Raw genomic sequence first — 26,125 nt, forward strand, 5'->3', positions numbered from 1 at the left:
GCCCCGAACTGCTGTGGCGAGATTCAGCCGCCCCAAACTTGCTGTGGTTGCGAAGGCCATGCTGCGTGTGCGACATGGCTGCCGACCCGCGGGGAAACCCCCAGACCTGACCAAGACTGACGGACATCTTATTTATGACTGCAAGACCGCTCTCTGCCACGTTGCTGTGCCTTGGCCTGTTGCTGACGCCCGCCGCCGTCTTTGCCAAGGAAGGCAATGACGCCCGCCCCCACCACAGCGGTGCAAAGTTCGTCAAGGTTAAGAAAGCCGCCGCCGACGAGGCTGCGCGCACCGAGCTGAAAGCGGCGGTGTCCGAGGCGGAAAGCACAAAGCCGCGCAAGGGCCGTATCTGGTGTGTGCCCTTTGCCCGGCAGGTCAGCGGGATCGAGATCAAGGGCAATGCCGCGACATGGTGGCATAAGGCGGGCGGTCAATATGATCGTGGATCGCTGCCCCAGATTGGCGCTGTGATGAACTTTCGCGCCAGCAAGGCCATGCCCATGGGCCATGTTGCCGTGGTATCGCAGGTGGTGAGTGAGCGGCAGGTGCTGGTTGATCAGGCCAACTGGATCAGGAACCGCATCACCAAGGACACCTTGGTCGTCGATGTTTCGGCCGAAAATGATTGGTCGCAGGTGCGAGTCGCCAATTCGGACGGCACGCTGGGACGCACCAACCCGGTTTACGGCTTTATCTACCGCTAGGGTCAGAAGGGCGGTATCCAGCGGAACTGCCGCTCTACGGTGACATGGGCGCCGTAGCCCTGCTCCAGCCGTGGGGTGCTCCACCATCGCATATAGGCTTCACGCATCGTCTTGCCTTCGACCATATCGGCGTAAGACAGGCTGCGAGAAGTAACCATCTCCATCCGTATCGCCGGGATCGTATAGATCATCAGCGCGCCCAGCCCCTGACTTTGCGCCCGCAGGATCTGGCTGGCCATGGCTTTTGTCTCACGCTCGATGGCGTGGCCCAAGGCCCAGTCGTTCAGGAATTGAGAGGCACCCGCGACGGCCATGGCAATCGCCTCGCCCTTTGCCATACGCCCGGCCATGCCGGAATCGACGATCGGGGCCCCCATTGCGCGGGTCACAACGATGTTGCGGTCGATATAACGGTCTTTCGCGGGAATCTTCGGCGCCTGCCGGGCCATATCGATAAAGGTGATGCCGCGGGTCTGCATCGGCCCGCTGACATTGGCCGAATTGCCACCATAGTTGGTGATCGCGATCCGCACCTTTGGCGGCGGGGACACCGTGCCATTGGCCAGCGTGGCCCGAGTGGCGCGCAGGCGGTCAAGGATCACCTTCTGGTCGGGCACATCCGTCATGCCCTCGACCCGGGTGATCAGACCATCCAGATTGGTTGCCAGATTGCGCAACGGGTCGATGGCCGTGCCAGAGGCCACATTGCCGGATGACTTATAAGCCTTGTTGTCGAAAATGATCAGATCGCTGGTCTGGGGGTTGAAGGCGACCCCATCAAAGCCCGGCGCATTGGCGGCATGCCCCGCCGAGCCGCCCGGCCCTTCGACAAAATAGTAGCCTTCGGCCCCGAGAAAGAACCCAGCGCCCTGTTCGCCGAAATAGCCTTTGTCCAGCCGGTCAGCCATGAGAAATCGCCATGAGAAAATGGTGTGCCGGAAAATCGGCAGAGTCTGAAATTGGTAAGCCCAGACTGCCAGAAATTTGCTCGCCTGACAATCTTGGGTTGATCCGCGCGGCATGATTCGGTCGCGCTACCCACGATTATTTCTATGAATCGCTGATCTGGGCAGGTTCAGCTTGCAGCACATTGTACGGGGCTGTTGCTGCGGGCTTTTAAGGTTTCCAAAACCATATCCAATCGCCGGTCAGGGGCAGAAAACCCCTTTTGTGGAAACCACATAGTCCGAAAGTACATGTCCCGAAATGCTAGTTCCCAAAAACTGCAACTTTCGCTTAGGTAGAAGGGTGCGAGAGAGAATGTTGATGTGTGGTTGTCTCGTAAACGGTTGTGTTGGTTTTTAACGATTGTTCCCTCTCTCGCACTTGTAACCCCGCCAGAAGAGTTCCCTATGTACCGCACTGCCAAGATTGATCTTCACCGCAGCTTGGGCATTGTTGGTGAAATGCTTCAGATCACGCTGGAGTCTTTGCCCTGGATGGAAGTGGCCCTGTTCGGCCTGCTGATCCTGGGGATTATGCTGTCGTGAAGCCCATAGCATAGGCGTTCGCAGAACCAGCCCTATGCAGCATAGTCGAATGTCGGGATGTTGGAGCGGGTGAGGGGAATCGAACCCCCGTATTCAGCTTGGGAAGCTGCTGCTCTGCCATTGAGCTACACCCGCGACGCCGCCTGACTAAGCCAGCGGTGCGGCCTCGTCAAGCGGTCTGGCGATATGGTCAGGGTGTGGTGGCGGTCAGTTCGGTGCGCTCTCCGGCCTTGACGGTAAAGGGCGTGTCGGTCTTCACCTCTCCAAACGTGGCCTGCAACACATAATCGCCGGCGGGTAGGGTGGTTTGCCAGGCATCCTTGTATTCAAAGGCCAGCGACTTGCGGTTGCCCGCGATGTCCTTTTTCGCCGACAGAACCTCGGAATAGCCGCCGCCGGGCACGGTAAAGGCCGCGACCCCGGCGTTCAGCAGGGCGGTCGCCTTGGTTTCCTGCCCGGTTTTGATGGCAAAGGGCACCTCGACCGTGGTTGCCCCCAGCGTGACCCGCGCCAGATAGTCACCGGCCGGCAGATCGAACCCTTGGGTCGCGGCATAGGCGTTGGTGATCGACGCGCGGTTGCCCGCGATATCGGCCTTGCCGGACAGGATTTCGATGAACTGGTTGCTATCTTCCACCGCGACGCCTTCGGCATAGATCGCATCAATCGTGGCATGGCCGGTGCCAAGAATGACATCCTGCACCTTTTCCTCGCCCGCCTTGATCGAGAAGGGCAGGGTCACCTCTGCCGCGCCATAGGCTGCGCGCAGGTCATAATCGCCCGCAGGCACGACGCGGGTGGTGGATTTGTATTCATAGGCCACCGACTGGCCCGCTTGCTGCAATTCCCAACTGCCGTTTTCCTCGATCGGAACGCCTTCCTGCTGGAACAGCCGGATGGTGGCGGCGCCTGCGTTCAGCACCAGTTCGGGGGTGGCGACGGCGGTGTCGGTCACCGTCACCTCCGCCTCGGCATGGGCCGAATCGAGCGTGGCAAGAATGCGGTAGGTGCCGGGTGGCACCTCGCCTTTGTGGGTGCCGTAGATCGTGGCAATGCTGTCGCCGGTTGACCCATCGGCATTGATGGCGCGCACCTCGAAATAGCCGTCCTCGATGCGATCGACCTCGGGGCCACCGGCTACCAGCACCATCGAAGGATCAAGGTTTTCAACCACTTTGGCCGGTTCTGGCGCGGGGGCGGGTACGGGTGCCGGGGCCGGAGGTGCCGCATCCTCAATCACGGTTTCCGCCAGCGCCTCTGACAATGTGCCAAGGTCAGAGGCCTGAATATAGCGGCCGCCGGTTTCTTCGGCCAGACAGGCGACCTGCTTGCCCTCATCCGCCGTCAGGCCAAAGCCCACGACATGGGCGGTGAAATCAACGCCCGACGCCTCAAGCTCTCGCCCCAGTGCGCAGGGATCGGCCTGGCAGGTCTCGATCCCATCCGTGATCAGGATGACGGTGGCCTTTTCTTCGCTGGAGCGCAGTTCGCTGGCGGCGCGGCGGACGGCCTCGGTCAACGGGGTCTTACCAAGGAAGTTCAGGCTATCCGCAGCCGCTGCAATGGCCGGGCCGGTGCCTACGCCGGGGGGCACCAGCAGTTCGATATCCTCACACGATCCCTTTTCGCGGTGGCCATAGGCCATCAGGCCCACTTCGCTGCCTGCGGGCAGTTCGGTCAGCACCTGTTTCAGCGCCTCGCGTGCAATTTCCAGCTTGGGCCGTCCGTCGATCTGCCCCCACATCGAGCCAGAGGCATCAAGAACAATGATCGATTTGCCTTCGGCCAGTGCTGACATTGGCAAAAGCAGGCTGAAAATCAGCATGAGGGAACGCAGCATGGCAAATGACCTGAGCAATGAACCTGTCATCAGGCTAGCAGGCCGCCAGATTGGCGCAAGCGCCATGGCGGGTCGGGTTTTCCATAAGAATGGCCCCCGCCGGGGGAAACGGCGGGGGCCTGCACATCCGCCGGGCAACACACGCCCGGCAGCAAACGCTTACATCTTTGGCAGCATGACGGTGTCGATCACATGAATGACTCCGTTCGATTGCTTGACATCTGCGATGGTGACGGTGGCCATGTTGCCCTGTTCATCAGTCAGCATCATCTTGCCGCCGTCATAGGTGGCTTGCAGCGTGCAGCCGCCAAGGGTCGGGACAGGGTGCTTGCCGCCATCATCCTTGATCATGCCTTCCAGCGCCTCGGCCATCACGGCCTTGCCGACGACATGGCAGGTCAGGATCTTGACCAGAGTGTCCTTGTTTTCCGGCTTGAGCAGGGTGTCCACCGTGCCGGCCGGCAGCTTGGCAAAGGCTTCGTTGGTGGGGGCGAACACGGTGAACGGGCCTTTGCCGGACAGCGTTTCCACCAGACCGGCGGCCTGAACGGCGGCAACCAGCGTGGTGTGGTCTTTGGAATTCACGGCGTTTTCGACGATGTTCTTGGTGTCATACATCGCGGCGCCGCCGACCATGGGGTTTTCAGCGAATGCAACGCCAGCGGACAGTGCTAGGATGGCAGTGGCAAGACGGAATTTCATGGGTCTTCTCCCTGGGGTGATGAACGGGTCCATCCCGTTCTCATCAGCAGGAACGAAGCGAATTTGCGGAAGTTTCAAAAAGCTTGAAAAATCACGCAGCCGTGATCAAAGCGTGATTTCGGTGGCCATCACCACCGGCCCCGTTGGCTTGCCCGCAGGCGCGCCGCCAGCGGGTTCAACCGAAACGGCCAGCGTCCAGCCTGCGGGCGGGGTGGGATAGCCCACAACCAGCGGGCGGTCTTGCAGCAGGCCCAGCGAGACCGGGTCTTTGCCGGGGGCGATGATCCACAATTCATGCACTTGGCCCGTGGGGGCGGCCTGACCCGCGCTGCGGACAACGGTCAGCTTGAAGCCGTCAAAGGTGGCGTCATAGGCGGTGGCGGCGTCGGCGGTCTGCATATGCACCTGAACCGCAGGGGCGGGCGTCATCCACAGGAAGGCCACCGCCAGCAGCATCATCGCCACACTGGCAAAGCCCGCCCCGATCAGCGCGCCGATGCGGAACCGACGTTCGCGGCGGTCTTGCGCGAACAGCCGCGCCTCAATCGCGGGCATCAGGTTTGGCGCAGGCACCGGGGCAACCTGATCGGCCAGCGGGGCCAGATGCGCCTCCCACGCCGCAACGCGGGCGGCAAAGGCCGGGTCGCGGGCGGCGCGGGTCTGGGCTGCGGCGCGCTCTTCGCCCTCCAGCACGCCAAGGGCAAGCTCGGCGGCCAGCGCGTCGTCGTCGTCATCCGGGCGGGCGGGGTCGGTCATTGGTTCAGGCAATCGCGAAGGGACAACAGGCTGCGCCGCAGCCAGGTGCGCATGGTGTTCAGCGGCACATCAAAGCGGGCGGCAAGGTCTGTATAAGACAGGCCTTGCAGGTATGCACCCCTGACGGCGCTGGCGCGGTCCGGCTCCAACTGGTCAAAGCAGGTGGACATGCGGGCCAGCTCGCCCGTGGCGATCAGGCGGGTTTCGGGGCGCATCCGGTCGTCTGCAATATCCTCCGGCATTTCGGCCGTGGTTTGAGGGCGCGCGCGCAGCCGGTCAATCGCATGGTTGCGGGCAAGGGCCACCAGCCAGGCCATGCCGGTGCCGCGCGCGCCATCATAGCGCGCCGCCTTCAGCCAGACCCTGGTAAACACCTCTTGCAACGCATCCTCCGCCTCGGCCCTGTCGCCAAGAATACGGATCAACAGGCCAAAGAGTTTCGAGGAGGTTGCGGAATATATTGCCCGAAACGCCGCACGGTCCTGTGCGGCGCAGCGCAAAAGCATCTCGGCGATGGGATCGTCGGTCATGGCCAGCAGCTAGCAGGCCCATGCGGATGGTCAAGGGCAAGGGCGCGCTTTTTGCGAAAGGATCAGGTTTTTGCCGTGGGTCAGCTTTTCGACAGCGCGGCCAGATGGGCGGCACAGCCGGTCAGGGCGGCAAAGTCATCTTCCACCACTGTGACGCGGAACCCCTCCATAAAGGTCGAGAACCGCCCCTTGTCGCGGAAATGGGCGGTCAGGGACAGTTCGTCCAGATAGGGGGTCATGGCGCGGGCGACGCCACCGATCAGGTAAATGCCGCCAAAGGGCAGGTGGATCAGCGCCAGATTGCCCAGCGTCTGACCCAGTTGATGCACCCACAGTTGCGCTGTCTTGCGCGCCGCCTCGTCGCCCGAGGCAAGGGCTGCCATGATGTCGGCAGCCTTCTTGTCCTCAACCTTGCCCGCCTCATGTGTGACAAAGGCATAAAGCCGTTCCAGCCCGCGCCCGGCCAGCACATCTTCAACCCCGGTAAAGCCATGGGCGCTGGCGCCATAGGTTTCGCCAAAGGTCATCAGGCGAAAATCTTCCTCGCCCCGGACCGGCATAGATACATGCCCGCATTCCGATGCCGCCACATACCGCCCCCAGTGGGTTTCATGCACCGGGGCCGCGTTCATGCCGGTGCCGACGCCGACGACCAGCATTGATGCCCCCGCTTGCGTCGGTCCATCAATCACCGGGCGCAAAAAGCGATCCTCGATCCGCCCCAGAGCATGGCCCTGCGCCTGAAGGTCGTTCAGAATGGACACGCGGGTGGCGCCGGTTGCCGCGGTCAGGCCCGCGCCGGTGATCGTCCAGTCCAGATTGGTCATCACCGCCACGCCATCGCGCACCGGACCGGCGGCGGCCACGCAGATGCCTGCAACCGCCGAAATCCCCTCTTCCGCCAGATAGCGGGTCAGCACCGGCTCCAGCCCCGGAAAATCGGCATTGGCATAGCGGCGAATGCTGTCTTGCTGCACCACCTTGCCCCGCGCCAGGGCGACCCGTGTGTTGGTTCCCCCGATATCGGCAACAAGGCTAAGGGTGGTCATGGTCATGCAGATGTCCTTTCGGGGGCCGCGACCGGATGCGCGACAGGTGTTAGCGCCAACTCTATCCGCCGCGCCGCACAGGGTAAAGGCGGTCGGCAGTAGGCTGCGGCAAGCTGCGGGCTGGACATGACCCCCTTTTCGCGGTTGGCGTGGCAGAAAGGAGATCGCCATGTCCCAAGCGCCCCAGATCGACCGTCGGCCAAAACGGTTTCCGCCACCCGAGTTTCCGCCGCGCAGGGCCGCCCTGTTTGCGAAAACGCCGCCTGCGGTGTTTCCGGTGGTTCTGGGCCTGCTGGGGTTGGGTCTGGCGCTGCGGCGCGGTTTGGCGGGAACGGCGCTGGCAGAACCGCTGGAGGCGCTGAACGGCGGCCTGTTGGGGCTGTGGCTGTTTGCGGTGCTGGCGCTGCTGGGCAAGGTTTTGCGGCGGCCGGGCGTGGTGGTGCAGGATCTGCGGGTGCTGCCGGGCCGTGCGGGGTTGGCGGCAGCCACGATGTCGGGGATGGTGGCGGCGTCTCTGATCCTGCCCTTCGTGCCGGGGCTGGCGGTGGGTCTGGCACTGGTGTCGCTGACCCTTCATGCGGTTCTGGCCGGGTTGCTGATTGCCACGCTGTTGCAAATGCCGCCCGAAGCGCGCGAGGTGAACCCGACCTGGCACCTCAGCTTTGTCGGCTTCATCGTTGGCGCGGTGCCTTTGGCGCTGGCGGGCTGGACAGGCGTTGCACAGGCGATCCTGATGGTAACGCTGGTGGCGGCGGCGGTGATCTGGGCTGTGTCGCTGGCTCAGTTGATCCGGCGCATTCCACCCGCGCCGTTGCGCCCGTTGCTGGCCATCCACCTGTCGCCCGCAGCCCTGTTTGCTACCGTGGCCAGCTTGCTGGGCCAGCCGGTTCTGGCGCAGGCCTTTGCGGCCTTTGGTGCGGTGATCCTGCTGGCGCTGGTCATCTTTGCCCGCTGGATCACCTTGGCCGGGTTTTCGGCGATGTGGGGGGCGCTGACCTTTCCGCTGGCGGCCTATGCCAGCGCGCTGATCGTGACGGGTGGGGGCTTTGCCCTGCCGGGGCTAGCTGTGCTGGTGGCCGCCACCCTGCTCATTCCGCCAATTGCCTGGAACGTGCTGAAACTCTGGCCCGGCGGGAGACTGGCGGCCAGGACCAACGCGGCAGAAGCCTAGATCAGCCCCACCCAGGTCCGCGCTATGGCCAGCCCGTGCTGATCAGCTGCAGCGCCGCGCGTGGCAGCATGATCGGCAAAGGTGCTGCCCCAGCCGGGGCTGATCGTCTCGATCAGCGCGGGAAACTCGGCCAGCCAGTCGGCGGCCATCGGGCGGTTGACCTCGAAATGGAACTGCATCCCGTATCCGGCGCGGCCATGGCGATAGCATTGCACCGGCGCGACGGGGGATGTGGCCAGATGCACCGCGCCCGGCGGCAGGGTAAAGGTGTCGCTGTGCCATTGAAAGATCGGGAACTGGCCGGGCAGGGTGGCCAGAACCGGATCCGTCGCGGCGGCCTTGGTCAGGGTCATGTCGCACCAGCCAAATTCGCGCGTACCACCCAGCCGGTTTTCGGCCCCCAAGCCCCGCGCCATGATTTGTGATCCAAGACAGATGCCCAGCGTGGCCTTGCCGCTGTCCGCCGTCTTCGCCATCAGATCGGCAAGCCGGGGCAGATAGGGGTGGGTGTGATCATCCGTCGCGGCCTGTTCGCCGCCAAACACCACCAGCGCGTCATAATCGGCCATCACCGGCAGCGTTTCATCGGCCCAGGGGCGATAAAGTCCGATCCGCGCCGCCTGTTCATGCAGCGCCACCCCCACCTGTCCGTGATGGGTGATCCGGGTGTTTTCAACGATTGCGACGCGCATATGCACCTCCTGCCACGCCCCGGCACTATCCTTAGCGTTTTTGCCGCCCGCAAGGGGCGATTGCCTCTTGCCCTTTCACCCGACCCATGAAACAGGGACTTGCCAAACGACGACTCCCCGCCATGACCGATTGGAGGCTCTTATGGAGATTCGTGAGGCGCTTACCTTCGACGACGTTCTGCTGGTGCCCGCAGCATCAAGCGTGCTGCCGTCGGATGCCGATACCTCGACCTTTGTGACCAAAGCGGTGCGGATGAACATTCCGCTGCTCTCTTCGGCCATGGATACCGTGACCGAGGCGCGGATGGCGATTGCCATGGCGCAGGCGGGGGGCATCGGTGTGGTGCATCGCAATCTGGACCTGGAGGCGCAGGCGCGTGAAGTGCGGCGCGTCAAGCGGTTCGAAAGCGGTGTGGTCTATGCCCCCATCACCCTGCGCGCCGACCAGACGCTGGCCGATGCCAAGGAGTTGATGGACCGCTATAACATTACCGGCTTTCCGGTAGTCGATGGCGATAACCGCGTTGTGGGTATCGTGACCAACCGCGACATGCGCTTTGCCAGCGATGACAAGACGCCGGTTTCGGTGATGATGACATCGGACAACCTCGCGCTGCTGCGTGAGCCGGTGGACCGGGCGCAGGCGATCAGCCTTATGAAGGCGCGGCGGATCGAAAAGCTGCTGGTGACCGATGGGGCGGGCAAGCTGACCGGCCTTCTGACGTTGAAGGATACCGAGCAGAGCGTGCTGAACCCGCATGCCTGCAAGGATGAGCTGGGCCGCCTGCGGGTGGCCGCCGCCTCGACCGTGGGGGATGCCGGGTTTGAACGGTCCTCGGCGCTGATCGATGCCGGCGTGGACCTTGTGGTGATCGACACCGCGCATGGCCATTCCGAGGGGGTGGCGCGCGCGGTTGAACGCATCAAGAAACTGTCGAACAAAGTGCAGGTGATTGCGGGCAATGTGGCCACGGGCGAGGCGACGCGCGCCCTGATCGGGGCCGGGGCCGATGCGGTCAAGGTCGGCATCGGGCCGGGGTCGATCTGCACCACGCGTATCGTGGCCGGTGTGGGTGTGCCGCAACTGACCGCGATCATGGATTCCGCTCGCGCTGCGGGCGATGTGCCGGTCATCGCCGATGGCGGCATCAAGTTCTCGGGCGATTTCGCCAAGGCCATCGCGGCAGGGGCATCCTGCGCGATGGTCGGTTCGGCGATTGCCGGAACGGACGAGTCGCCCGGCGAGGTGATCTTGTGGAACGGCCGCAGCTATAAATCCTATCGCGGCATGGGCAGCCTTGGCGCCATGGCGCGGGGATCGGCCGACCGCTATTTCCAAAAGGATGCCGCCAGCGACAAGCTGGTTCCCGAAGGGATCGAGGGGCAGGTGCCCTACAAGGGCACCGTGGCGACCGTGCTGCACCAGATGGTTGGCGGCTTGCGGGCAGCCATGGGCTATACCGGCTGCGCCACCGTGGCCGAGATGCGGCAGAACTGCCAGTTCGTCCGCATCACCGGCGCGGGCCTGAAGGAAAGCCACGTCCATGACGTGCAGATCACGCGCGAAAGCCCGAACTACCGGATCGGCTAAGCGGTTGCGGGATGGGCGGCAACGCCCATCCTATCCCCAGCCAAAGGCACCCAGCAGTACGAAGATTGCGCTTTTGATTAGCGCCCACAGTACAAAGACCACCAGCGCAAGTGCCGCGATGGCCGTCACCAACCCGCCCAGCACCCAAGCGCCGTCATCCTCCATCAGCCCAAGGGCAAACAGGATGATGGCCAAGGCGGGCAGCATGTTACCAAAGGGGATCGGCAGCATGATCGACAGCGCCAGAAAGACCGACAGAATGCCGATCAGCCGTTCGGCCCGTGGGCTGGCAAGCGCGGTCAGCCGGGGGTGCAGATAGCTTTCGCCGCGTTCGATCCAGGGAATCCCACGCTCCATCAGGGTTGCAAGGGTTTCGCGCGCCAGCGAGCGGTTGGTGATAAAGCCCGGCAACCATGGGTCGCGCCCCAGTGCCATCTGGAGTGTCAGATACAGCAGCGGAACCCCCATCACCGCCGAGGTGCCGGGAATGCCGGGCAGGGTATTGGGCAGGGCAAACAGGATCAGCAGCACCGAATGCGCCCGCTCTCCCATGTTGTGAAACAGGCTGCCGACGGTCACGCGCGGGCCGCTTTCGGCATTCAGCACGCGCCGCAGGGCTTGGCTGGTCCGTTCGGGCGCGGTGTCGCCCGCAGTCGGTTCCGTCATCTTTGCCTCCTGCATGGGGGCAAGATGGGCACCTTTCACCGCGATTGCCAGCCCGTGCGCGCCAATTGCGGGAACAATCGCGACAGGCCCCTTTTCGGCTGGTCCGCCTGCCGATAGGAGGAGAGGACAGGAGGCCCTATGGCAGTTGCATTGATCACGGGAACGGGGGCGCCGGGGGGCATCGGCATGGCTTGCGCGCGGGCTTTGGGGCGGGCGGGGTTTGATCTGGCGATCACCGCCACCACGGGCCGGATTGAGGCGCGGGCTGCCGAATTGGGGGCCGAAGGGTTCCGCGTGTCGGCGCATCAGGGCGATCTGACCGATCCGGTCGCGGTTGCACGCTTGTACGATGCGGTTGGGCCGGTCGATGTGCTGGTGAACAATGCCGGGATGGGGTCGCTTCAGTCTCCGGCAGAACAGGTTGAGTTTCTGGACATTGACCCGGATCAGTGGCGGCGCGCGCTGGATGCTTCGCTGACCACCGCCGTGCTGGTGACGCGGGCCTTTCTGCCCGCGATGGTCGCGCGCGGGCAGGGCCGGGTGATCATGATGGCCTCTGTCACCGGGCCCTTCGTGTCGAACCCCGGTGAGGCCGCCTATTCCACCGCCAAGGCGGCCATGGTGGGGCTGACCCATGCGCTGGCGCTGGAGGTTGCGCCCCGCGGCGTAACGGTGAATGCTGTCGCCCCCGGCTGGATTGCGACCGAAGCCGCAACGCCCGAAGAGGTACTGGCGGCAAGGGCCACACCGCCGCGCAGAGCGGGCAGGCCCGATGAGGTGGCGGCGGTGGTGGCATTCCTTGCGTCCGAAGGGGCGTCCTATGTCAACGGGGCCACGCTGGTGGTTGATGGCGGCAACATCTTGCAGGAGCGCAAGGCATGACCCCCCCGGCCCGCGCCGCAGCGGCAATTGCCGTGCTGGACCGGATATTGGCCGGAGAGAATGCCGAACAGGCGCTGACCAACTGGGGCCGCGCCAGCCGCTTTGCCGGGTCGGGGGACCGGGCCGCCGTACGCGATCTGGTGTTTCAGGCGCTGCGCTGTCGGCGGTCTTATGCGGCACTGGGCGGGGCGCAGACCGGACGGGGGCTGATCCTTGGTCACTTTCGCGCGGAAGGCATTGATCTGGAAGCAGTTTTCACCGGAGAGGGCCATGCCCCCGCGCGCGCTTCCGGCGAGGAGGGGCGCGCGCCGACGGAAAATGAGGCGCTGGATTGCCCCGATTGGCTGGCCCCCCGTCTGGAGCAGTCGCTGGGGGATGATTTTCCTGCCGTGATGGCCTCCTTGCGACAACGTGCGCCGGTTTTCCTGCGGGTGAATGTTCAGCGCTGCGAGGTGGCAGAGGCACAGGCGATGTTGGAGCGTGAGGGAATCGCGACACGGCGAAACCATCTTGCGAAGAACGCGTTGGAAGTAACCGAGAACGCTAGGAAAATACAGGCATCTGCCGCCTATGCCGATGGCGCGGTGGAACTACAGGACGCCGCCTCTCAAGCTATTGTCGAGGCGCTGCCGCTGGCCGAGGGGATGCGCGTGCTGGATCATTGCGCCGGCGGTGGTGGCAAGACACTGGCCATGGCAGCAAGGGCACGGCTGAAGCTGTGGGCACATGATGTGACGCCGGGGCGCATGCGTGACCTGCCGGCGCGTGCCGCACGGGCGGGTGTGAAGGTTGCTTTGGCGGAAATTCCTGAAAAGACGGCGCCTTATGACCTTGTGCTGACAGATGTTCCCTGCTCTGGTTCCGGCTCTTGGCGGCGCGATCCGCAAGGCAAATGGGCGCTGACGGCTGCGAAAATGGCAGAGCTGGCCGTGGTGCAGGCCACCATTCTTGCCCGCGCCGCTGCGATGGTTGGGCCATCCGGGTGGCTGGCCTATGCGACCTGCTCGCTGCTTGAGGAAGAGAATGACGGTCGCATCGCAACCTTTCTGGCCGCAAACCCGAATTGGCGGCAAGAGCGCAGCCTGCGCCTGACCCCGCTGGACGGGGCCGACGGTTTCTTTCTTTCCCTGTTGACGCGAATCTGAGGTTTCCCTCTCAATTCCAGCGTGTTTTCTGCATTCCCTGTCATCCGTTAGGGGAGGCTTAACGATTTGGCGCGCCAATGGGGGATGACTCCTCGTGGGGATGGAGGGACTGGTGGCGGGAACGGATCTTGATGTGCGTGGCTTTCGACAGGTGCAGTTTGCGCCCGGAGTTCTTTTTGTTCCTGCCTCCGCCCTGGCTGCCTTTGTAGCCGCCGCAGCGGTGCCGGGAGTTGAGATGCGGCTGTTCGCGCTGGTGACCGGGCTTACGCTGGGTGCCGTTTTCGTGCTGCGCCATTTCGCGCGCCTGTTTCGCAACCATCGCGCCCGTCAGGCAGAGGGGCAGCTCCGCGCGCTGGTCGCGCATGACGCCTCTCCCTGTTTCACCACGGATTCCATGGGGGTCGTGCACCATCGCAACGTGGCGGCAGAGACGCGCTTTGGCCTGACCGCCGAAACGCTGGCCGCCGCCATGGGCGATATGTTCGCAAGCCCGCGCGCGGTGCTGTACCGGCTGCACCTGCGCGCCGATACTCAAGGGTGGGCGCGCGAGGATGTGGTGACACGGCGCGGCCATATGCGGCTTTCGGTTCATCGCGTGGCCGAGGGGCGGTTTTTGTGGCGGCTGGAAGAGTTTCAGGATCGCGGTCCATCCGGCCGTGGGGCAGACAGTCTGACATTGCCGATGTTGACGGCCAACCGTCAGGGCGTGATCCTGTTCGTGAACGAGGCGATGCGCCGCCTGCTGGGGGGGCGTCCGCGCCGTCTAGATGCGATCTTTTCGGCGCCAAATCTGCGCTCTGGCGAGATGGTTCAGGTTGCGGCAGCCGAGGGACCGATCCGCGCTGTGCTGGCAGAGATCGAAGGGATTGCCGACCGGCGAGAGATTTACCTGCTGCCAACCACGGACACCGCGACGCATGGCGCGGTGATGATGGGCACGGATTACGAAACCGTTCCGGTCCCGCTGCTGAATTTTGCGCCCGGAGGCCATGTTCTGCAAGCCAACCGCGCCGCGCGCGACATGCTGGAATTGGCCGAGCCATCGGGCCAGATGATCTGGGATCTGTTCGAGGGGCTGGGGCGCTCGGTCGGGGATTGGCTGGCCGATGTCGCGGCAGAGCGTACACCGGGTTCGGCAGAGGTTCTGAACGCCCGCGCCCTTGGCCCCGAGGTGTTCATGCAGGTCACCTTGCGCCGGATGTCGGAAGGGGGCCGCCCTTCAGTTCTGGCGGTGTTGCAGGATGCGACCACACTGAAGCGGCTGGAAGCGCAGTTGAGCCAAAGCCAGAAGATGCAGGCAATCGGTCAGCTTGCCGGTGGCGTCGCGCATGATTTCAACAATCTTCTAACCGCGATTTCAGGGCATTGCGATCTTTTGTTGATGCGCCATGACAGCATGGACGGCGATTTCGCCGATCTGGATCAGATTCGTCAGAATGCCAATCGCGCGGCGGCGCTGGTCGGGCAACTTCTGGCGTTCTCGCGCAAGCAGACGCTGAAGCCCGAGCGGCTTGATGTGCAGGAGTTGTTGGCTGATCTTGCACATCTGCTGAACCGGTTGGTTGGAGAAAAGGTCAAGCTGCGGCTGGCTCATGCGCCGGAACTGGGGCCGATCCGGGCCGACCGGCGTAAACTGGAGCAGGTGGTGATGAACCTGGTGGTCAATGCGCGCGATGCGATGGCCGAGGGCGGGACGATTCGGATCGACACGGAAGAGGTGGTGCTTCGCGATCCGATGTCGCGCGATCGGGTCACGGTTCCGGCGGGCGAATATGCCGTGATCCGGGTGTCGGACACCGGCTGCGGCATTCCTGCGGATCGGCTGGAAAAGATTTTTGAGCCGTTCTTCACTACCAAGAAGCTGGGCGAAGGCACGGGGCTGGGGCTGGCGATGGCTTATGGCATCGTCAAGCAATCGGGCGGCTATATCTTTGTCGATTCGGTCGAAGGCGAGGGTACGGTCTTTCACCTGTGGTTCCCGGTGAATGATGCGCAAGAACAGGCCACGCCACCGACGCGGGCGAAGGCGACCGAAGTGGTGCTGAAACCCGGCGAGGGCGTGGTGCTGCTGGTCGAGGATGAGGCGCCGGTGCGGGCCTATGCCAGCCGGGCGCTGCGGATGCGGGGCTATACCGTGATCGAGGCACAGAATGCCGAGGAGGCGCTGACCTGCTTGCAAGACCCCAACCTGTCAGTCGATGTCTTTGTCACCGATGTGGTCATGCCGGGGATGGACGGGCCAAGCTGGGTGCGCCTTGCGCTGGAGGAACGCCCCGATACGCGGGTGATCTTTGTCTCGGGCTATGCCGAGGATGCGCTGACCGAAGTGCAGGCGCGCATTCCGAACTCGGTTTTCCTGCCAAAACCGTTTTCGCTGTCAGAACTGGCGGCGACGGTGCAGGGGCAGTTGGTGCATTAGGGGTGCAGGCTGTCATAAAGGGCATAGTCTGCGGCAAGGGCGGTACGCAGCATCGCCTGCGCCTCCGTGCCCAGCAGGGTCTGGCCCGCAGGCGAGACGTTAAGACGGGGCAGGGTGACGGCCTGCCCCAGCCGGTCTTGCAGGAAGGCCACAAAGGCCGGCATGTCCTCATACCGGAAAAGATGGGTGACCCGCGCGCCATCATTGGTCTGAACCATCTGCGCCTGAGAGCCGACCTGGGCAAAGCCAGGGCGTTTTTCGGCGGCATAGGCGTGCACGAAATCGTCAAAGCTGATGTTGCGGGTTGAGCGGTTGGGCATCACCCCGTCGCGCTGGCGATAGCGATACCAGCTGCCCAGCCAGTCGGCAGGCTCTCGGATAAGGGCGCAGGTTTCAAAGGCATCCTCGCCTAAAGACGCCTTGAGATAGGGCGCGAGAAAGCGGTTATAGCGGCCAAGGGGCGTGTGCTTCAGCTCTGGCGCCTTGGTGATCGCCAGGTCGGCCTGATCGGCCAGCGCGGCCTCGATCGCGGTCGATCCGGTCTTGGGGGTTGCCAGAAACACCAGCCGCTGCTTTCGGAAGACCAGCATGAAGCCACCTTTTGTTCGCATCGGATAACTATTCATTAATCCTTGGCAGTTAAAACAAGGTTTATGAAAAAGCGATTGATCTGTTCCTGTTTTGATCGCATAAAGCGGAAACAAATGGGGAACAAACCCACAATTGCCGCCAGGTTGCGGCCATGACATAAGGAAACGGCAATGGCGGTTGCGAACCTTCTGGAATTCGGCGGAAAGCAGGACATGGACAAGCAAAAGGCACTGGAAAGCGCCCTGGCGCAGATTGAGCGGCAGTTCGGCAAGGGCTCTATCATGAAGCTTGGCCAGGACAATGCTGTCATGGATATCGAGGCGACCTCGACCGGCAGCCTTGGGCTTGATATCGCGCTGGGGATCGGCGGGTTGCCGCAGGGCCGCATCATCGAAATTTACGGGCCGGAATCCTCGGGGAAGACCACGCTGACGCTGCATGTGGTGGCCGAACAGCAGAAAAAGGGTGGCGTCTGCGCCTTTGTCGATGCCGAACACGCGCTGGACCCGTCTTATGCCAAGAAGCTGGGTGTCAATCTGGATGAGCTGCTGATTTCGCAGCCCGACACCGGCGAACAGGCGCTGGAAATTGTCGACACGCTGGTGCGTTCGGGCGCGGTCAGCCTGATCGTGGTCGACTCGGTCGCGGCCCTGGTGCCGAAATCGGAGATTGAGGGCGACATGGGCGACATGCAGATGGGCAGCCAGGCCCGTCTGATGAGCCAGGCGATGCGCAAGCTGACCGCCAGCATCGGGCGCTCGAACTGCATGGTGATCTTCATCAACCAGATCCGCATGAAGATCGGCGTGATGTTCGGCAGCCCCGAAACCACCACCGGCGGCAACGCGCTGAAATTCTATGCCTCGGTTCGTCTCGATATCCGCCGCACCGGCGCGATCAAGGACCGCGATGAGGTGATCGGCAACTCGACCCGCGTGAAAGTGGTCAAGAACAAGGTGTCGCCCCCGTTCAAAGAGGTGGAATTCGACATCATGTATGGCGAAGGCATCTCTAAAGTGGGTGAGTTGATCGACATTGGCGTCAAGGCGGGCGTCGTGGAAAAATCGGGAAGCTGGTATTCCTATAACGACGAGCGGATCGGTCAGGGCCGCGAAAACGCAAAGACCTTCCTCAAGCAGAACCCCGGCGTTGCCTCTGATATCGAGGAGAAGATCCGCGCTGCAAACGGGCTGGATTTCACCATGGCCGACAAGGGTGATGTGCTGGACGACTGACAGCGCAAATTTGATCAAGAATTCAAAGGGCCGGATCGCATCCGGCCCTTTCCATTTCGGCGTGGACAGGGCGCGGCGCGGGGGCTAAATGGGGCAAAATCCTATGGCCCAAGGGGTTCTCATGGCGTCCTTGAACGACATCCGCTCGACCTATCTCGATTTCTTCCGCCGCAATGATCATCGCGTGGTGGACAGCAGCCCCTTGGTGCCGCGCAATGACCCGACGCTGATGTTCACCAACTCGGGCATGGTGCAGTTCAAGAACCTGTTCACCGGGGTGGAAACGCGCGACTACAAACGCGCGACGACGGCGCAGAAATGCGTGCGCGCCGGCGGCAAGCACAATGACCTGGACAATGTGGGCTATACCGCACGGCACCATACCTTTTTCGAAATGCTGGGCAATTTCAGCTTTGGCGACTACTTCAAGGATCAGGCGATTGCCTTTGCCTGGGAATTGCTGACCAAGGATTTCGGCCTGAACAAGGACAAGCTGCTGGTCACGGTTTACCATACCGATGACGAGGCGGCAGGCATCTGGAAAAAGGTGGCCGGACTGTCGGATGACCGGATCATCCGCATCGCGTCGGATGACAACTTCTGGCGGATGGGGCCGACCGGGCCTTGCGGTCCCTGCACCGAGATTTTCTATGACCATGGCGACCATATCTGGGGCGGCCCGCCCGGCAGCGCCAACGAAGACGGCGACCGCTTCATCGAGATCTGGAACAACGTGTTCATGCAGAATGAGCAGTTTGCCGATGGTCGTCTGATCCCGCTGGAGATGCAGTCGATCGACACCGGCATGGGGTTGGAGCGGATTGGCGCGCTGCTGCAAGGCAAGCACGACAATTACGACACCGACCTGATGCGCAGCCTGATCGAGGCATCCGCGCATGCGACCAGCAATGACCCTGATGGCCCCGGCAAGGTGCATCACCGGGTGATCGCGGATCACCTGCGGTCCACCTCGTTCCTGATTGCCGATGGCGTGATGCCCTCGAACGAAGGGCGCGGCTATGTTCTGCGCCGGATCATGCGCCGCGCGATGCGCCATGCCCATATGCTGGGCGCACAAGACCCGGTGATGTTCAAACTGGTGCCCGCGCTGGTGCGCCAGATGGGCGCGGCTTACCCCGAGTTGACCCGTGCGCAGGCGCTGATCGAGGAAACGCTGCGGCTGGAGGAGACCAAGTTCCGCCAGACGCTGGACCGTGGGCTGAAGCTGCTGGATGACGAGCTGGCGCACATTCCCGAAGGGGCCGACCTGCCGGGGGGCGCGGCCTTCAAACTCTATGACACTTATGGTTTCCCGCTGGATCTGACGCAGGATGCCTTGCGCGAAATGGGCCGCGCGGTGGATGTCGCGGGCTTTGACGCTGCGATGGAAGAGCAGAAGGCTAAGGCGCGCGCGAGCTGGTCGGGCGCCGGTGGCACCGCCGAGGCCAAGGTCTGGTTCGAGATTGCCGAGGCCAAGGGCACCACCGAATTCCTGGGCTATGACACCGAAACCGCCGAAGGCGTGGTGCTGGCGCTGGTGCGTGACGGGGCCGAGATTGGCAGTGCCGCCAGTGGTGAGTCGGTGCAGATCGTGGTGAACCAGTCGCCGTTCTATGCGGAATCGGGCGGTCAGGTCGGGGATGCGGGCTTTGTGCGCACCGATACCGGCATGGCGGAGGTGACCGATACCCGCAAGGCGGCAGGCGTTTTCATCCACGTTGCCAAGGTGCTGGAAGGCTCGATCCTGAAGGGTCAGCCCGCGAAGCTGGAGGTTGCCCACACCCGCCGCTCCGCGATCCGCGCGAACCATTCGGCGACCCACCTGCTGAACGAGGCGCTGCGCCGCGCCTTGGGCGATCACGTTGCGCAAAAGGGCAGCCTGAACGCGCCGGATCGCCTGCGGTTCGATTTTGCCCACAACGCCGCGCTGTCGGCAGGCGAGCTGGCGACGGTTGAGGCCGAGGTCAACGCCTTCATCCGCCAGAACGGTGCGGTCGATACCCGCGTGATGACGCCTGACGATGCCCGCGGCCTTGGTGCGCAGGCGCTGTTTGGCGAGAAATACGGGGATGAGGTGCGCGTGGTTTCCATGGGCGTGCTGGAAGGCTCGGGCAAGGGGACCGATGGCAAGACCTATAGCCTTGAGCTGTGCGGCGGCACCCATGTGGCCCGTTTGGGTGAGATCGGGGTGTTCAAGATCCTGTCACAAGGCGCTTCATCCGCTGGAGTGCGTCGGATTGAAGCGATCACTGGTCAGGCGGTGCTTGAAGATGTTGCCGAAAACTATGGCTACCTTGATCAACTGACCACAGTTCTTGGAGGTGTTCCTTCCGAACTGCCTTCAAAGGCACGGAAATTGCTTTCTGATGTAAAATCCTTGCAGAACGAGGTTGCCACCCTGCGGCGCGAAGTTGCCATGGGCGGCAAGGGCGCCGGACCAGAGGCCAAGGATATCAACGGTGTGAAATTCGTGGCCCAAGTGCTGACCGGGGTTTCCGGCAAGGATCTGCCCGCGCTGATCGATGAGATCAAGGGCCGCATCGGGTCGGGTGCCGTGCTGCTGATCGCCGATACCGGGGCAAAGCCTGCGGTTGCGGCGGGTGTGACGGCCGACCTGACGGGCGGCCTGTCGGCCGTGGCGCTGGTCAAGGCGGCGGCCGAGGCGATGGGCGGCAAGGGGGGCGGTGGCCGCCCCGACATGGCGCAGGCCGGCGGGGCCGACATTGGCGCGGCGGATGCGGCGATCAAGGCGGCCGAAGCCGTGCTGGGGGCGTAAGATGCCCGGCGCCCTGTGGATCGCCCATGTCGAAGTGACCGACGCCGAGGCCTATGGCCGCTATGCCAAGCTGGCAGGCGGGCCGATTGCCGACCACGGCGGCAAGTTTCTGGCCCGTGGCGGGCGCTATGTGCAGCTGGAAGGCAATGACCGCGCCCGCAACGTGGTGGCGCGGTTCCCCAGCCTTGAGGCGGCGGTGGCCTGCTATAACTCGCCCGCCTATCAAGAGGCGTTGTCCCATGCCAAAGGTGCCTCGATCCGAGACCTTGTGGTGGTGGAAGAGGCGGAATAGCGGGCAAACCACGAAAGGCGCGGGAAATCGCGCCTTTTTGACCAAAAGCCCGATTCCGGCCTGCGATTTTCATGCTAGTGTCATGGAAAATATAATGAGGCGGGCAGATGGTTGTAACTGGTAAGGGGGCACGCTGATGTGCCGTTGGGCCGCGTATTCGGGCGAACCGATCTTCCTTGAGGAAATCGTAAGTCGTCCGGGCCATTCACTGATCCGCCAAAGCCATTGCGCCACGCAATGCCACACCGCCATCAACGCCGACGGTTTCGGCGTGGCTTGGTATGGCGAACGGCCCGAGCCGGGGCTTTACCGCGATGTGATGCCCGCTTGGTCGGACCCCAATCTGAAAAGTCTGGTGATGCAGGTGAAATCTGGCCTGTTTCTGGCCCATGTGCGCGCCAGCACGGGCACCGCGACCAGCCGGAACAACTGCCATCCCTTTGTCCATGGCGCGTGGAGTTTCATGCACAACGGCCAGATCGGCGGGTTTGATGCGATGCGACGTCAGGCCGAGATGATGATCCCCGACGCGCTTTACCCCAACCGCAAGGGCGCCACCGACAGCGAAGCGATCTTTCTGGTGGCCCTTGCCGAGGGGCTGGACGCTGACCCAAAGGGCGCGCTGGAACGGGCTGCGGCGCGGTTCATCGCGCTGGCGCAGGAAAAGGGCTGCGCGCCGTATTTGCGGATGACGGCGGCGCTGTCAGATGGGAAACGGCTTTATGCGGTGCGCTATGCGACCGATGACCATGCCCCGACGCTTTATCATCGCTGGTCCGCGACGCGCGGCGGCATGGCTGTGGTGTCAGAGCCGCTGGAAGATGATGAGGGCGACTGGACTGCGGTTCCCGCCGGCAGTTTCTGCACCTTTGACGGGGGCCGTGTGCTGACGGAACCTTTCGCCCCGGTCCCCCTGCGCGCCGCAGCCTGACGGCTTGGCGGGGCGGGTCGTTGCAGCTAACCTTCGGTCATTGACCCGGAGGTTTTTGATGAAGCTTGTTCTGCCGCTGATCCTGTTGTCCGGCCCGGTGCTGGCGGATGACCTGATTTTCTTCCACTCTCCGTCCTCCGACATCCAGTGCATGATAGCGACCGGCGATTACCCCGCCGCGCGCTGCGATGTGATGGAGGTGACGAACCTGTCCCACCCCATTCCGCCCGCCGATTGCGATCTGGATTGGGGCCATGCGTTTGAGGTTGGCCCCATAGGCCGGGGCGCGCCTGCCTGCGTGGGCGATACCGTCGCCAGCCCCGATGCGATGGAGCTGGGCTATGGCCAGTCGGTCGAGTTGGGCGGGTTCCGCTGTATTTCAGAAAGGGCGGGAATGACGTGTGTGAACGGGCAGGGGCACGGCTTTACCGTCGCCAAGGCGTCGCAGAAAATGTTTTGATCAAAATCTCTGGCCAAAAGACGCGCATCTGCTAGGGTGTTTCTATTGGATGGAGATTCAAAATGAACATCGCAGCCCCCAACACCCTGCCAAATGACCTGTGGCAGATGGACCATGACCACGCGCTTCACCCCTGGACCAACTTTGGCCCGTTTGAAAAACAGGGGTCGCTGGTCATTGCGCGGGGTGAGGGCTGCTATCTGTGGGATCAGGGCGGCCAGCGCTATCTGGATGCGGTGGGCGGCATGTGGTGTACCAACATCGGCCTTGGCCGCAAGGAAATGGCACAGGCGATTGCCGATCAGGCCGAGACTTTGGCCTTTGCCAACTACTTCGTCGATATGACCAATGGCCCCGCCGCACGGCTGGCGGCAAAACTGGCCGAGCTTGCGCCCGGTGATCTGAACCGGGTGTTCTTTACCACCGGCGGGTCAACGGCGGTCGATACGGCGGTGCGGATGGTCAGCTATTACCACCATGCCCGCGGCAACCCCGAAAAGACCGGCATCGTTGCGCGGGAAAACAGCTATCACGGCTCGACTTACCTGACGCAATCGGTGGGCAAGCGGAACGGCGACCGGGTCGAGGAGTTCCGCTATAAAGAGGATGGCATCTGGCACCTGACTTGCCCGAACCCCTATCGCCGCCCTGCCCACATGACCGAGGCGCAGTTCTGTGATGATCTGGTGGCCGAGTTCGAGGCGCTAATCGCCCGTGTCGGCGCCGACCGCATCGGCGGTTTTATCGCCGAGCCGATTCAGGCCAGCGGCGGCATCATCATTCCACCCGAAGGTTACCTGCGCCGCATGTGGCAGGTGTGCCAGCGCCATGACATCCTGTTTATCGCCGATGAGGTGGTGACCGCCTTTGGCCGCATTGGCCATTGGTTCGCCAGCCTGTCGGAATTCGGGGTGCAGCCCGATATCATCACGTCGGCCAAGGGGCTGACCTCGGGCTATCTGCCCTTGGGCGCGATGATCTTTTCCGACCGTATCTGGGATGTGATGGCCGAAGGCGGGCAGCGCTGGTTCACCTCTGGCCTGACGTATTCTGGCCACCCGGTGTCCTGTGCCGCCGCGCTGAAGAACATCGAGATTATCGAGCGTGAGGGCCTTTTGGCCCATGCCGCAAGCGTTGGCAGCTATTTTGAGGACCGGATGGCGCCCTTGGCCGACCTGCCGCTGGTGGGCAATGTGCGGGGCAAAAAGCTGATGCTTTGCGTGGAATCGGTGGCCGACAAGCACACCAAGGCGCTGCTGCCGGATGAGGCGAACGAATCCAAGCGCATCTCGGATGTGGCCGAGGGGATGGGTCTGCTGGTCCGGCCTATCGGGCATCTGAACGTGATGTCGCCGCCGCTGATCCTGACGGAACCGCAGGTCGATTTCATCGCCGAGACGTTGGAAAAGGCAATTCGCCGCGTGACCGACGATCTGGTGCGCGAAGGCTTCCGGCTGGGCTGATCGGTCGTTGACCTGTCACCCGGCAGGCATAGACTTGCCGGGTAAGGTCAGGGGTGCGCCGATGAAGCTGTTTCAATGCCAGTGTTGCGGGCAGGTTCTGCATTTTGAAAATACCACTTGCCTGCGCTGTGGCCGGACGGTGGGTTATCTGCCAGACCAAGACCGGATGGCGGCGGTAGAGCCGGACGGGCCGCATTGGCTGATGGTGCCGGGGCAGGGTGCGGCGGGCGACGGCACCCTTTGGCGGTTCTGCCATAATTGGGAACTTTCGGCCTGCAACTGGATGGTTGCCCCAGCCCCGGACGGCAGCGAAGCGCCGGCCTATTGCGCTGCCTGTCGCCACAATCACCTCGTGCCCGACCTGTCCGCCCCGGAAAACCACGCGCGCTGGCAAAAGATCGAGGGCGCAAAGCGCCGTCTGATCTATACGCTTCGTAACCTTGGTCTGCTGATGCCGGTGGCGGGGGATGGGCACCCTGAACCGCTGGTGTTCGATTTTCTGGCGGATGATCCCGGCTCGGTTCAGCGTGTGCTGACAGGACATGCCGATGGCGTGGTGACAATCGCGCTGACTGAAGCCGATGATGCCGCGCGCGCACAGGTGAAAGAGCGGTTGGGAGAGGCCTATCGCACCCTGCTGGGCCATTTTCGGCACGAGGTGGGACATTACTACTGGGATATTCTGGTGCGCGATGGTGGCGCGCTGCAAGGATTTCGCGCCATGTTCGGCGATGAAACCGCCGATTATGCCGCCAGCCTTAGCCGCCATTACGCCGACGGCCCGCCGCCGGGCTGGGCCGCCAGCTATGTCTCTTCCTATGCTACCATGCACCCGTGGGAGGATTGGGCCGAAACCTGGGCGCATTACCTGCACATGATCGATACGCTGGAAACGGCCGGGGCGCTGGGGATGCGCATCGACCCCGGCGTTGATACCGGAGAACTGTCGGCCGCGATTGATTTCAGCCCCTATCGGATGGTCAAACTGCGCCAGTTGATTGACGCCTGGATGCCGCTGACGGTGGCACTGAACGTGCTGAACCGTTCGATGGGGCAGGCCGATGGCTATCCCTTTGTGTTGCCGCAGGCGGTGCAGGACAAACTGGGCTTCGTGCATGATCTGGTGCAGGGCCAGCGGCGGTAGTGTCTCAGTTTGAGTTCGGGGCGGTTGACTTCGCGTGCCTGCTCTGGTTCCTTGGGCAGACCCGGATCCGGCGCGTCTCCGCAATTCGCAAACGACGACCGCAAGAAGATTTGAGTTTTCCCAAATGGCCCTAGAAGACGCCAAGTCCCAAGTGGACACTGCTTTCACCCGTGCCCAACAGCGCGGTTATTCCTTTGAAAACGCCTTTGGTGGTGCGACCAGTTTCCTGCGTCGCAGCTATACCAAAGACCTGACCGGGGTGGATCTTGCCATCACCGGCGTGCCCTTTGATCAGGCGGTGACGCACCGCACCGGAACCCGCTTTGGCCCCCGCGCCATTCGCGAGGCGTCAACCTTGCAACCCTATGATCCGCCCTATGGCTGGCCGACCAACCCCTTGGATGAATTGAACATCATCGACTATGGCGATGTGGCGTTCGACTATGCCAAGGTTTCGGATTTCCCCGAAACCCTGACGGCGCATATCCGCAAGATCCTGTCGGCAGGCGCGGGCAGCATCACCCTTGGCGGCGACCACTATATCACCTTCCCGATCCTGCGGGCCTATGCCGAGAAGTTCGGGCCGTTGGGGGTGATCCATTTCGATGCCCATTCCGACCTGTGGCCTGATGACGACCTTAGCCGCATCGACCACGGCACGATGATGTACAAGGCGGTCAAGCAGGGCTACGTCGATCCCAAGCGCTCTGTCCAGATCGGCATTCGCACCACGACCGAGGATTATCTGGGCGTTCACGTCATCGACGCGCGAGAGGTGCATGAAAAGGGCGTGGCCCATGCCGTCGAACTGGCGAAATCCATCGTCGGCGACAAGCCCACCTATGTAACCTTCGACATCGACGCGCTGGACCCGGCCTATGCGCCGGGCACCGGTACGCCGGTCTGGGGTGGGTTGCATTCCTGGCAGGCTGCTGCGGCCCTGCGCGATCTGGCGGGCATCAACATGGTCGGCGGTGATGTGGTCGAGGTTTCGCCCCCCTATGACACCACGGGTGCCACCGCCATCGCGGGCGCCCATGTCGCCTATGAGCTGATCTGCCTTTACCACTGGGCAAGGACGCAGCGCTGATGAAACTTGCCGTGACCGCGCTGGTGCTGCTGGCCGTGGTCGCGGCAGCCGACCTATGGGTGCGGCTTGCGCCCTTTGATCCCGCCGCCTGGAATGTTGACCCACGGCAGGGCATGACATCTGGGCAGGGCGGCCTTTCCCTACCGGTCGGCGATGCGCGCCCCAAGGTTGACCAGTTGCGCAACGGGGCGACGACGCAGTTCCTTTCGCCCCTTTCCGCGCAGGCCGTACTGGCCCGGCTGGACAGCATCGCGCTGGCCACCCCGCGCACCACGCGGCTTGCGGGCAGTGCCGAAGAGGGGCGGATCACCTGGGTCACCCGCTCGGCGCTGTGGGGTTTTCCCGACTACACGACCGCGCAGGCGCGGCCGGGGCAGGGCATTACCAAGGTGACGCTGTGGGCGCGACAGCGGTTTGGCCGCGGCGATCTGGGCGTGAATGCCGCGCGGTTGACCGGCTGGATCGACCAGTTGCTGCGCGCCCCTTGACCGCAGGCAGGCCATCGG

Annotated in this window: 25 protein-coding genes and 1 tRNA gene; 16 read left to right on the top strand and 10 right to left on the bottom strand. The window is 63.1% G+C overall.

Annotated elements, in window-relative coordinates:
• Positions 1–134: 134 nt before the first annotated feature.
• The gene (locus JI744_RS07860) at positions 135–704 is read left to right on the top strand and encodes a CHAP domain-containing protein (RefSeq protein WP_202659183.1); all 570 of its coding nucleotides are present in this window, start codon (positions 135–137) and stop codon (positions 702–704) included.
• 2 nt (positions 705–706) lie between these two features.
• On the opposite strand, the gene JI744_RS07865 is transcribed toward JI744_RS07860, so the two are convergent.
• On the bottom strand, positions 707–1,612 hold the full coding sequence (locus tag JI744_RS07865; RefSeq protein ID WP_202659185.1) for a hypothetical protein: 906 nt from the start codon (positions 1,610–1,612) through the stop codon (positions 707–709).
• Between the two features lie 444 nt (positions 1,613–2,056).
• Between JI744_RS07865 and JI744_RS07870 the strand changes: the two genes are divergently transcribed.
• A complete protein-coding gene (locus tag JI744_RS07870) occupies positions 2,057–2,194 on the top strand; it encodes a hypothetical protein (protein ID WP_202659187.1) in 138 nt (45 codons plus the stop codon).
• Between the two features lie 61 nt (positions 2,195–2,255).
• Here the strand turns inward: JI744_RS07870 and JI744_RS07875 are convergent.
• The 6 genes from JI744_RS07875 to JI744_RS07900 form a co-directional block, all read right to left on the bottom strand.
• Positions 2,256–2,329 (bottom strand) — tRNA-Gly (locus tag JI744_RS07875).
• A gap of 55 nt (positions 2,330–2,384) precedes the next feature.
• Positions 2,385–4,034: a vWA domain-containing protein gene (locus tag JI744_RS07880; protein ID WP_202659189.1), complete on the bottom strand. Its 1,650-nt coding sequence runs from the start codon at positions 4,032–4,034 to the stop codon at positions 2,385–2,387.
• Between the two features lie 159 nt (positions 4,035–4,193).
• Positions 4,194–4,736, bottom strand: coding sequence for a fasciclin domain-containing protein (locus tag JI744_RS07885; protein ID WP_202659191.1), 543 nt, complete (start codon positions 4,734–4,736; stop codon positions 4,194–4,196).
• A gap of 105 nt (positions 4,737–4,841) precedes the next feature.
• Positions 4,842–5,492 carry an anti-sigma factor gene (locus JI744_RS07890; RefSeq protein ID WP_202659193.1) on the bottom strand — a complete coding sequence of 217 codons (651 nt, stop codon included), beginning with the start codon at positions 5,490–5,492 and terminating at the stop codon, positions 4,842–4,844.
• A complete protein-coding gene (locus JI744_RS07895; protein WP_202659195.1) occupies positions 5,489–6,022 on the bottom strand; it encodes a sigma-70 family RNA polymerase sigma factor in 534 nt (177 codons plus the stop codon). The genes JI744_RS07890 and JI744_RS07895 overlap by 4 nt, the downstream gene beginning before the upstream one ends.
• An 80-nt stretch (positions 6,023–6,102) precedes the next feature.
• Positions 6,103–7,077: a glucokinase gene (locus tag JI744_RS07900; protein ID WP_202659197.1), complete on the bottom strand. Its 975-nt coding sequence runs from the start codon at positions 7,075–7,077 to the stop codon at positions 6,103–6,105.
• Between the two features lie 163 nt (positions 7,078–7,240).
• On the opposite strand from JI744_RS07900, the gene JI744_RS07905 reads away from it, so the two are divergent.
• On the top strand, positions 7,241–8,242 hold the full coding sequence (locus tag JI744_RS07905; RefSeq protein ID WP_202659199.1) for a TDT family transporter: 1,002 nt from the start codon (positions 7,241–7,243) through the stop codon (positions 8,240–8,242).
• Here JI744_RS07905 and JI744_RS07910 read toward each other — a convergent pair.
• Positions 8,239–8,934, bottom strand: coding sequence for a type 1 glutamine amidotransferase (locus JI744_RS07910; RefSeq protein ID WP_202659201.1), 696 nt, complete (start codon positions 8,932–8,934; stop codon positions 8,239–8,241). The genes JI744_RS07905 and JI744_RS07910 overlap by 4 nt on opposite strands.
• A 142-nt stretch (positions 8,935–9,076) precedes the next feature.
• Here JI744_RS07910 and guaB point away from each other — a divergent pair, with 142 nt between their 5' ends.
• Positions 9,077–10,525, top strand: a complete 1,449-nt coding sequence (gene guaB, locus JI744_RS07915; RefSeq protein WP_202659208.1) for an IMP dehydrogenase — start codon at positions 9,077–9,079, stop codon at positions 10,523–10,525.
• A 30-nt stretch (positions 10,526–10,555) separates the two neighbouring features.
• Here guaB and JI744_RS07920 read toward each other — a convergent pair whose 3' ends face one another.
• Entirely contained in the window at positions 10,556–11,191 is a 636-nt protein-coding gene (locus JI744_RS07920; protein ID WP_202659210.1) for an exopolysaccharide biosynthesis protein, read from the bottom strand.
• Positions 11,192–11,329: 138 nt separating this feature from the next.
• On the opposite strand from JI744_RS07920, the gene JI744_RS07925 reads away from it, so the two are divergent.
• The 3 genes from JI744_RS07925 (at position 11,330) to JI744_RS07935 (ending at position 15,637) form a co-directional block, all read left to right on the top strand.
• A complete protein-coding gene (locus JI744_RS07925; RefSeq protein ID WP_202659212.1) occupies positions 11,330–12,073 on the top strand; it encodes an SDR family NAD(P)-dependent oxidoreductase in 744 nt (247 codons plus the stop codon).
• Entirely contained in the window at positions 12,070–13,218 is a 1,149-nt protein-coding gene (locus JI744_RS07930; RefSeq protein ID WP_202659215.1) for an RsmB/NOP family class I SAM-dependent RNA methyltransferase, read from the top strand. Before JI744_RS07925 ends, JI744_RS07930 begins: the two co-directional genes overlap by 4 nt.
• A gap of 235 nt (positions 13,219–13,453) precedes the next feature.
• A complete protein-coding gene (locus JI744_RS07935; protein ID WP_236019318.1) occupies positions 13,454–15,637 on the top strand; it encodes a hybrid sensor histidine kinase/response regulator in 2,184 nt (727 codons plus the stop codon).
• On the opposite strand, the gene JI744_RS07940 is transcribed toward JI744_RS07935, so the two are convergent.
• Positions 15,634–16,227: a hypothetical protein gene (locus tag JI744_RS07940; RefSeq protein ID WP_202659219.1), complete on the bottom strand. Its 594-nt coding sequence runs from the start codon at positions 16,225–16,227 to the stop codon at positions 15,634–15,636. The genes JI744_RS07935 and JI744_RS07940 overlap by 4 nt on opposite strands.
• Before the next feature lie 171 nt (positions 16,228–16,398).
• On the opposite strand from JI744_RS07940, the gene recA reads away from it, so the two are divergent.
• The 9 genes from recA to JI744_RS07985 all read left to right on the top strand — a co-directional run bounded on the left by recA (position 16,399) and on the right by JI744_RS07985 (position 26,107).
• The gene (recA, locus tag JI744_RS07945) at positions 16,399–17,463 is read left to right on the top strand and encodes a recombinase RecA (RefSeq protein ID WP_202659228.1); all 1,065 of its coding nucleotides are present in this window, start codon (positions 16,399–16,401) and stop codon (positions 17,461–17,463) included.
• A gap of 121 nt (positions 17,464–17,584) precedes the next feature.
• Complete coding sequence (gene alaS / locus JI744_RS07950) at positions 17,585–20,239, top strand: alanine--tRNA ligase (protein ID WP_202659230.1); 2,655 nt, start codon at positions 17,585–17,587, stop codon at positions 20,237–20,239.
• 1 nt (position 20,240) lies between these two features.
• Complete coding sequence (locus tag JI744_RS07955) at positions 20,241–20,531, top strand: DUF1330 domain-containing protein (RefSeq protein ID WP_202659232.1); 291 nt, start codon at positions 20,241–20,243, stop codon at positions 20,529–20,531.
• A gap of 136 nt (positions 20,532–20,667) precedes the next feature.
• A complete protein-coding gene (locus JI744_RS07960) occupies positions 20,668–21,462 on the top strand; it encodes a class II glutamine amidotransferase (RefSeq protein ID WP_202659234.1) in 795 nt (264 codons plus the stop codon).
• A 58-nt stretch (positions 21,463–21,520) separates the two neighbouring features.
• Entirely contained in the window at positions 21,521–21,922 is a 402-nt protein-coding gene (locus JI744_RS07965; RefSeq protein WP_202659236.1) for a DUF6636 domain-containing protein, read from the top strand.
• Positions 21,923–21,984: 62 nt separating this feature from the next.
• Entirely contained in the window at positions 21,985–23,385 is a 1,401-nt protein-coding gene (locus JI744_RS07970) for an aminotransferase (protein ID WP_236019319.1), read from the top strand.
• A gap of 61 nt (positions 23,386–23,446) precedes the next feature.
• The gene (locus tag JI744_RS07975) at positions 23,447–24,529 is read left to right on the top strand and encodes a zinc-binding metallopeptidase family protein (RefSeq protein WP_202659238.1); all 1,083 of its coding nucleotides are present in this window, start codon (positions 23,447–23,449) and stop codon (positions 24,527–24,529) included.
• Positions 24,530–24,653: 124 nt separating this feature from the next.
• Entirely contained in the window at positions 24,654–25,619 is a 966-nt protein-coding gene (gene speB / locus JI744_RS07980) for an agmatinase (RefSeq protein WP_202659240.1), read from the top strand.
• Positions 25,619–26,107: a DUF1499 domain-containing protein gene (locus JI744_RS07985; protein ID WP_202659242.1), complete on the top strand. Its 489-nt coding sequence runs from the start codon at positions 25,619–25,621 to the stop codon at positions 26,105–26,107. Before speB ends, JI744_RS07985 begins: the two co-directional genes overlap by 1 nt.
• The last annotated feature ends 18 nt before the right edge of the window (positions 26,108–26,125 follow it).

Origin of the sequence: Fuscibacter oryzae, assembly GCF_016765795.1 — a bacterium.
Lineage (GTDB): Bacteria > Pseudomonadota > Alphaproteobacteria > Rhodobacterales > Rhodobacteraceae > Fuscibacter > Fuscibacter oryzae.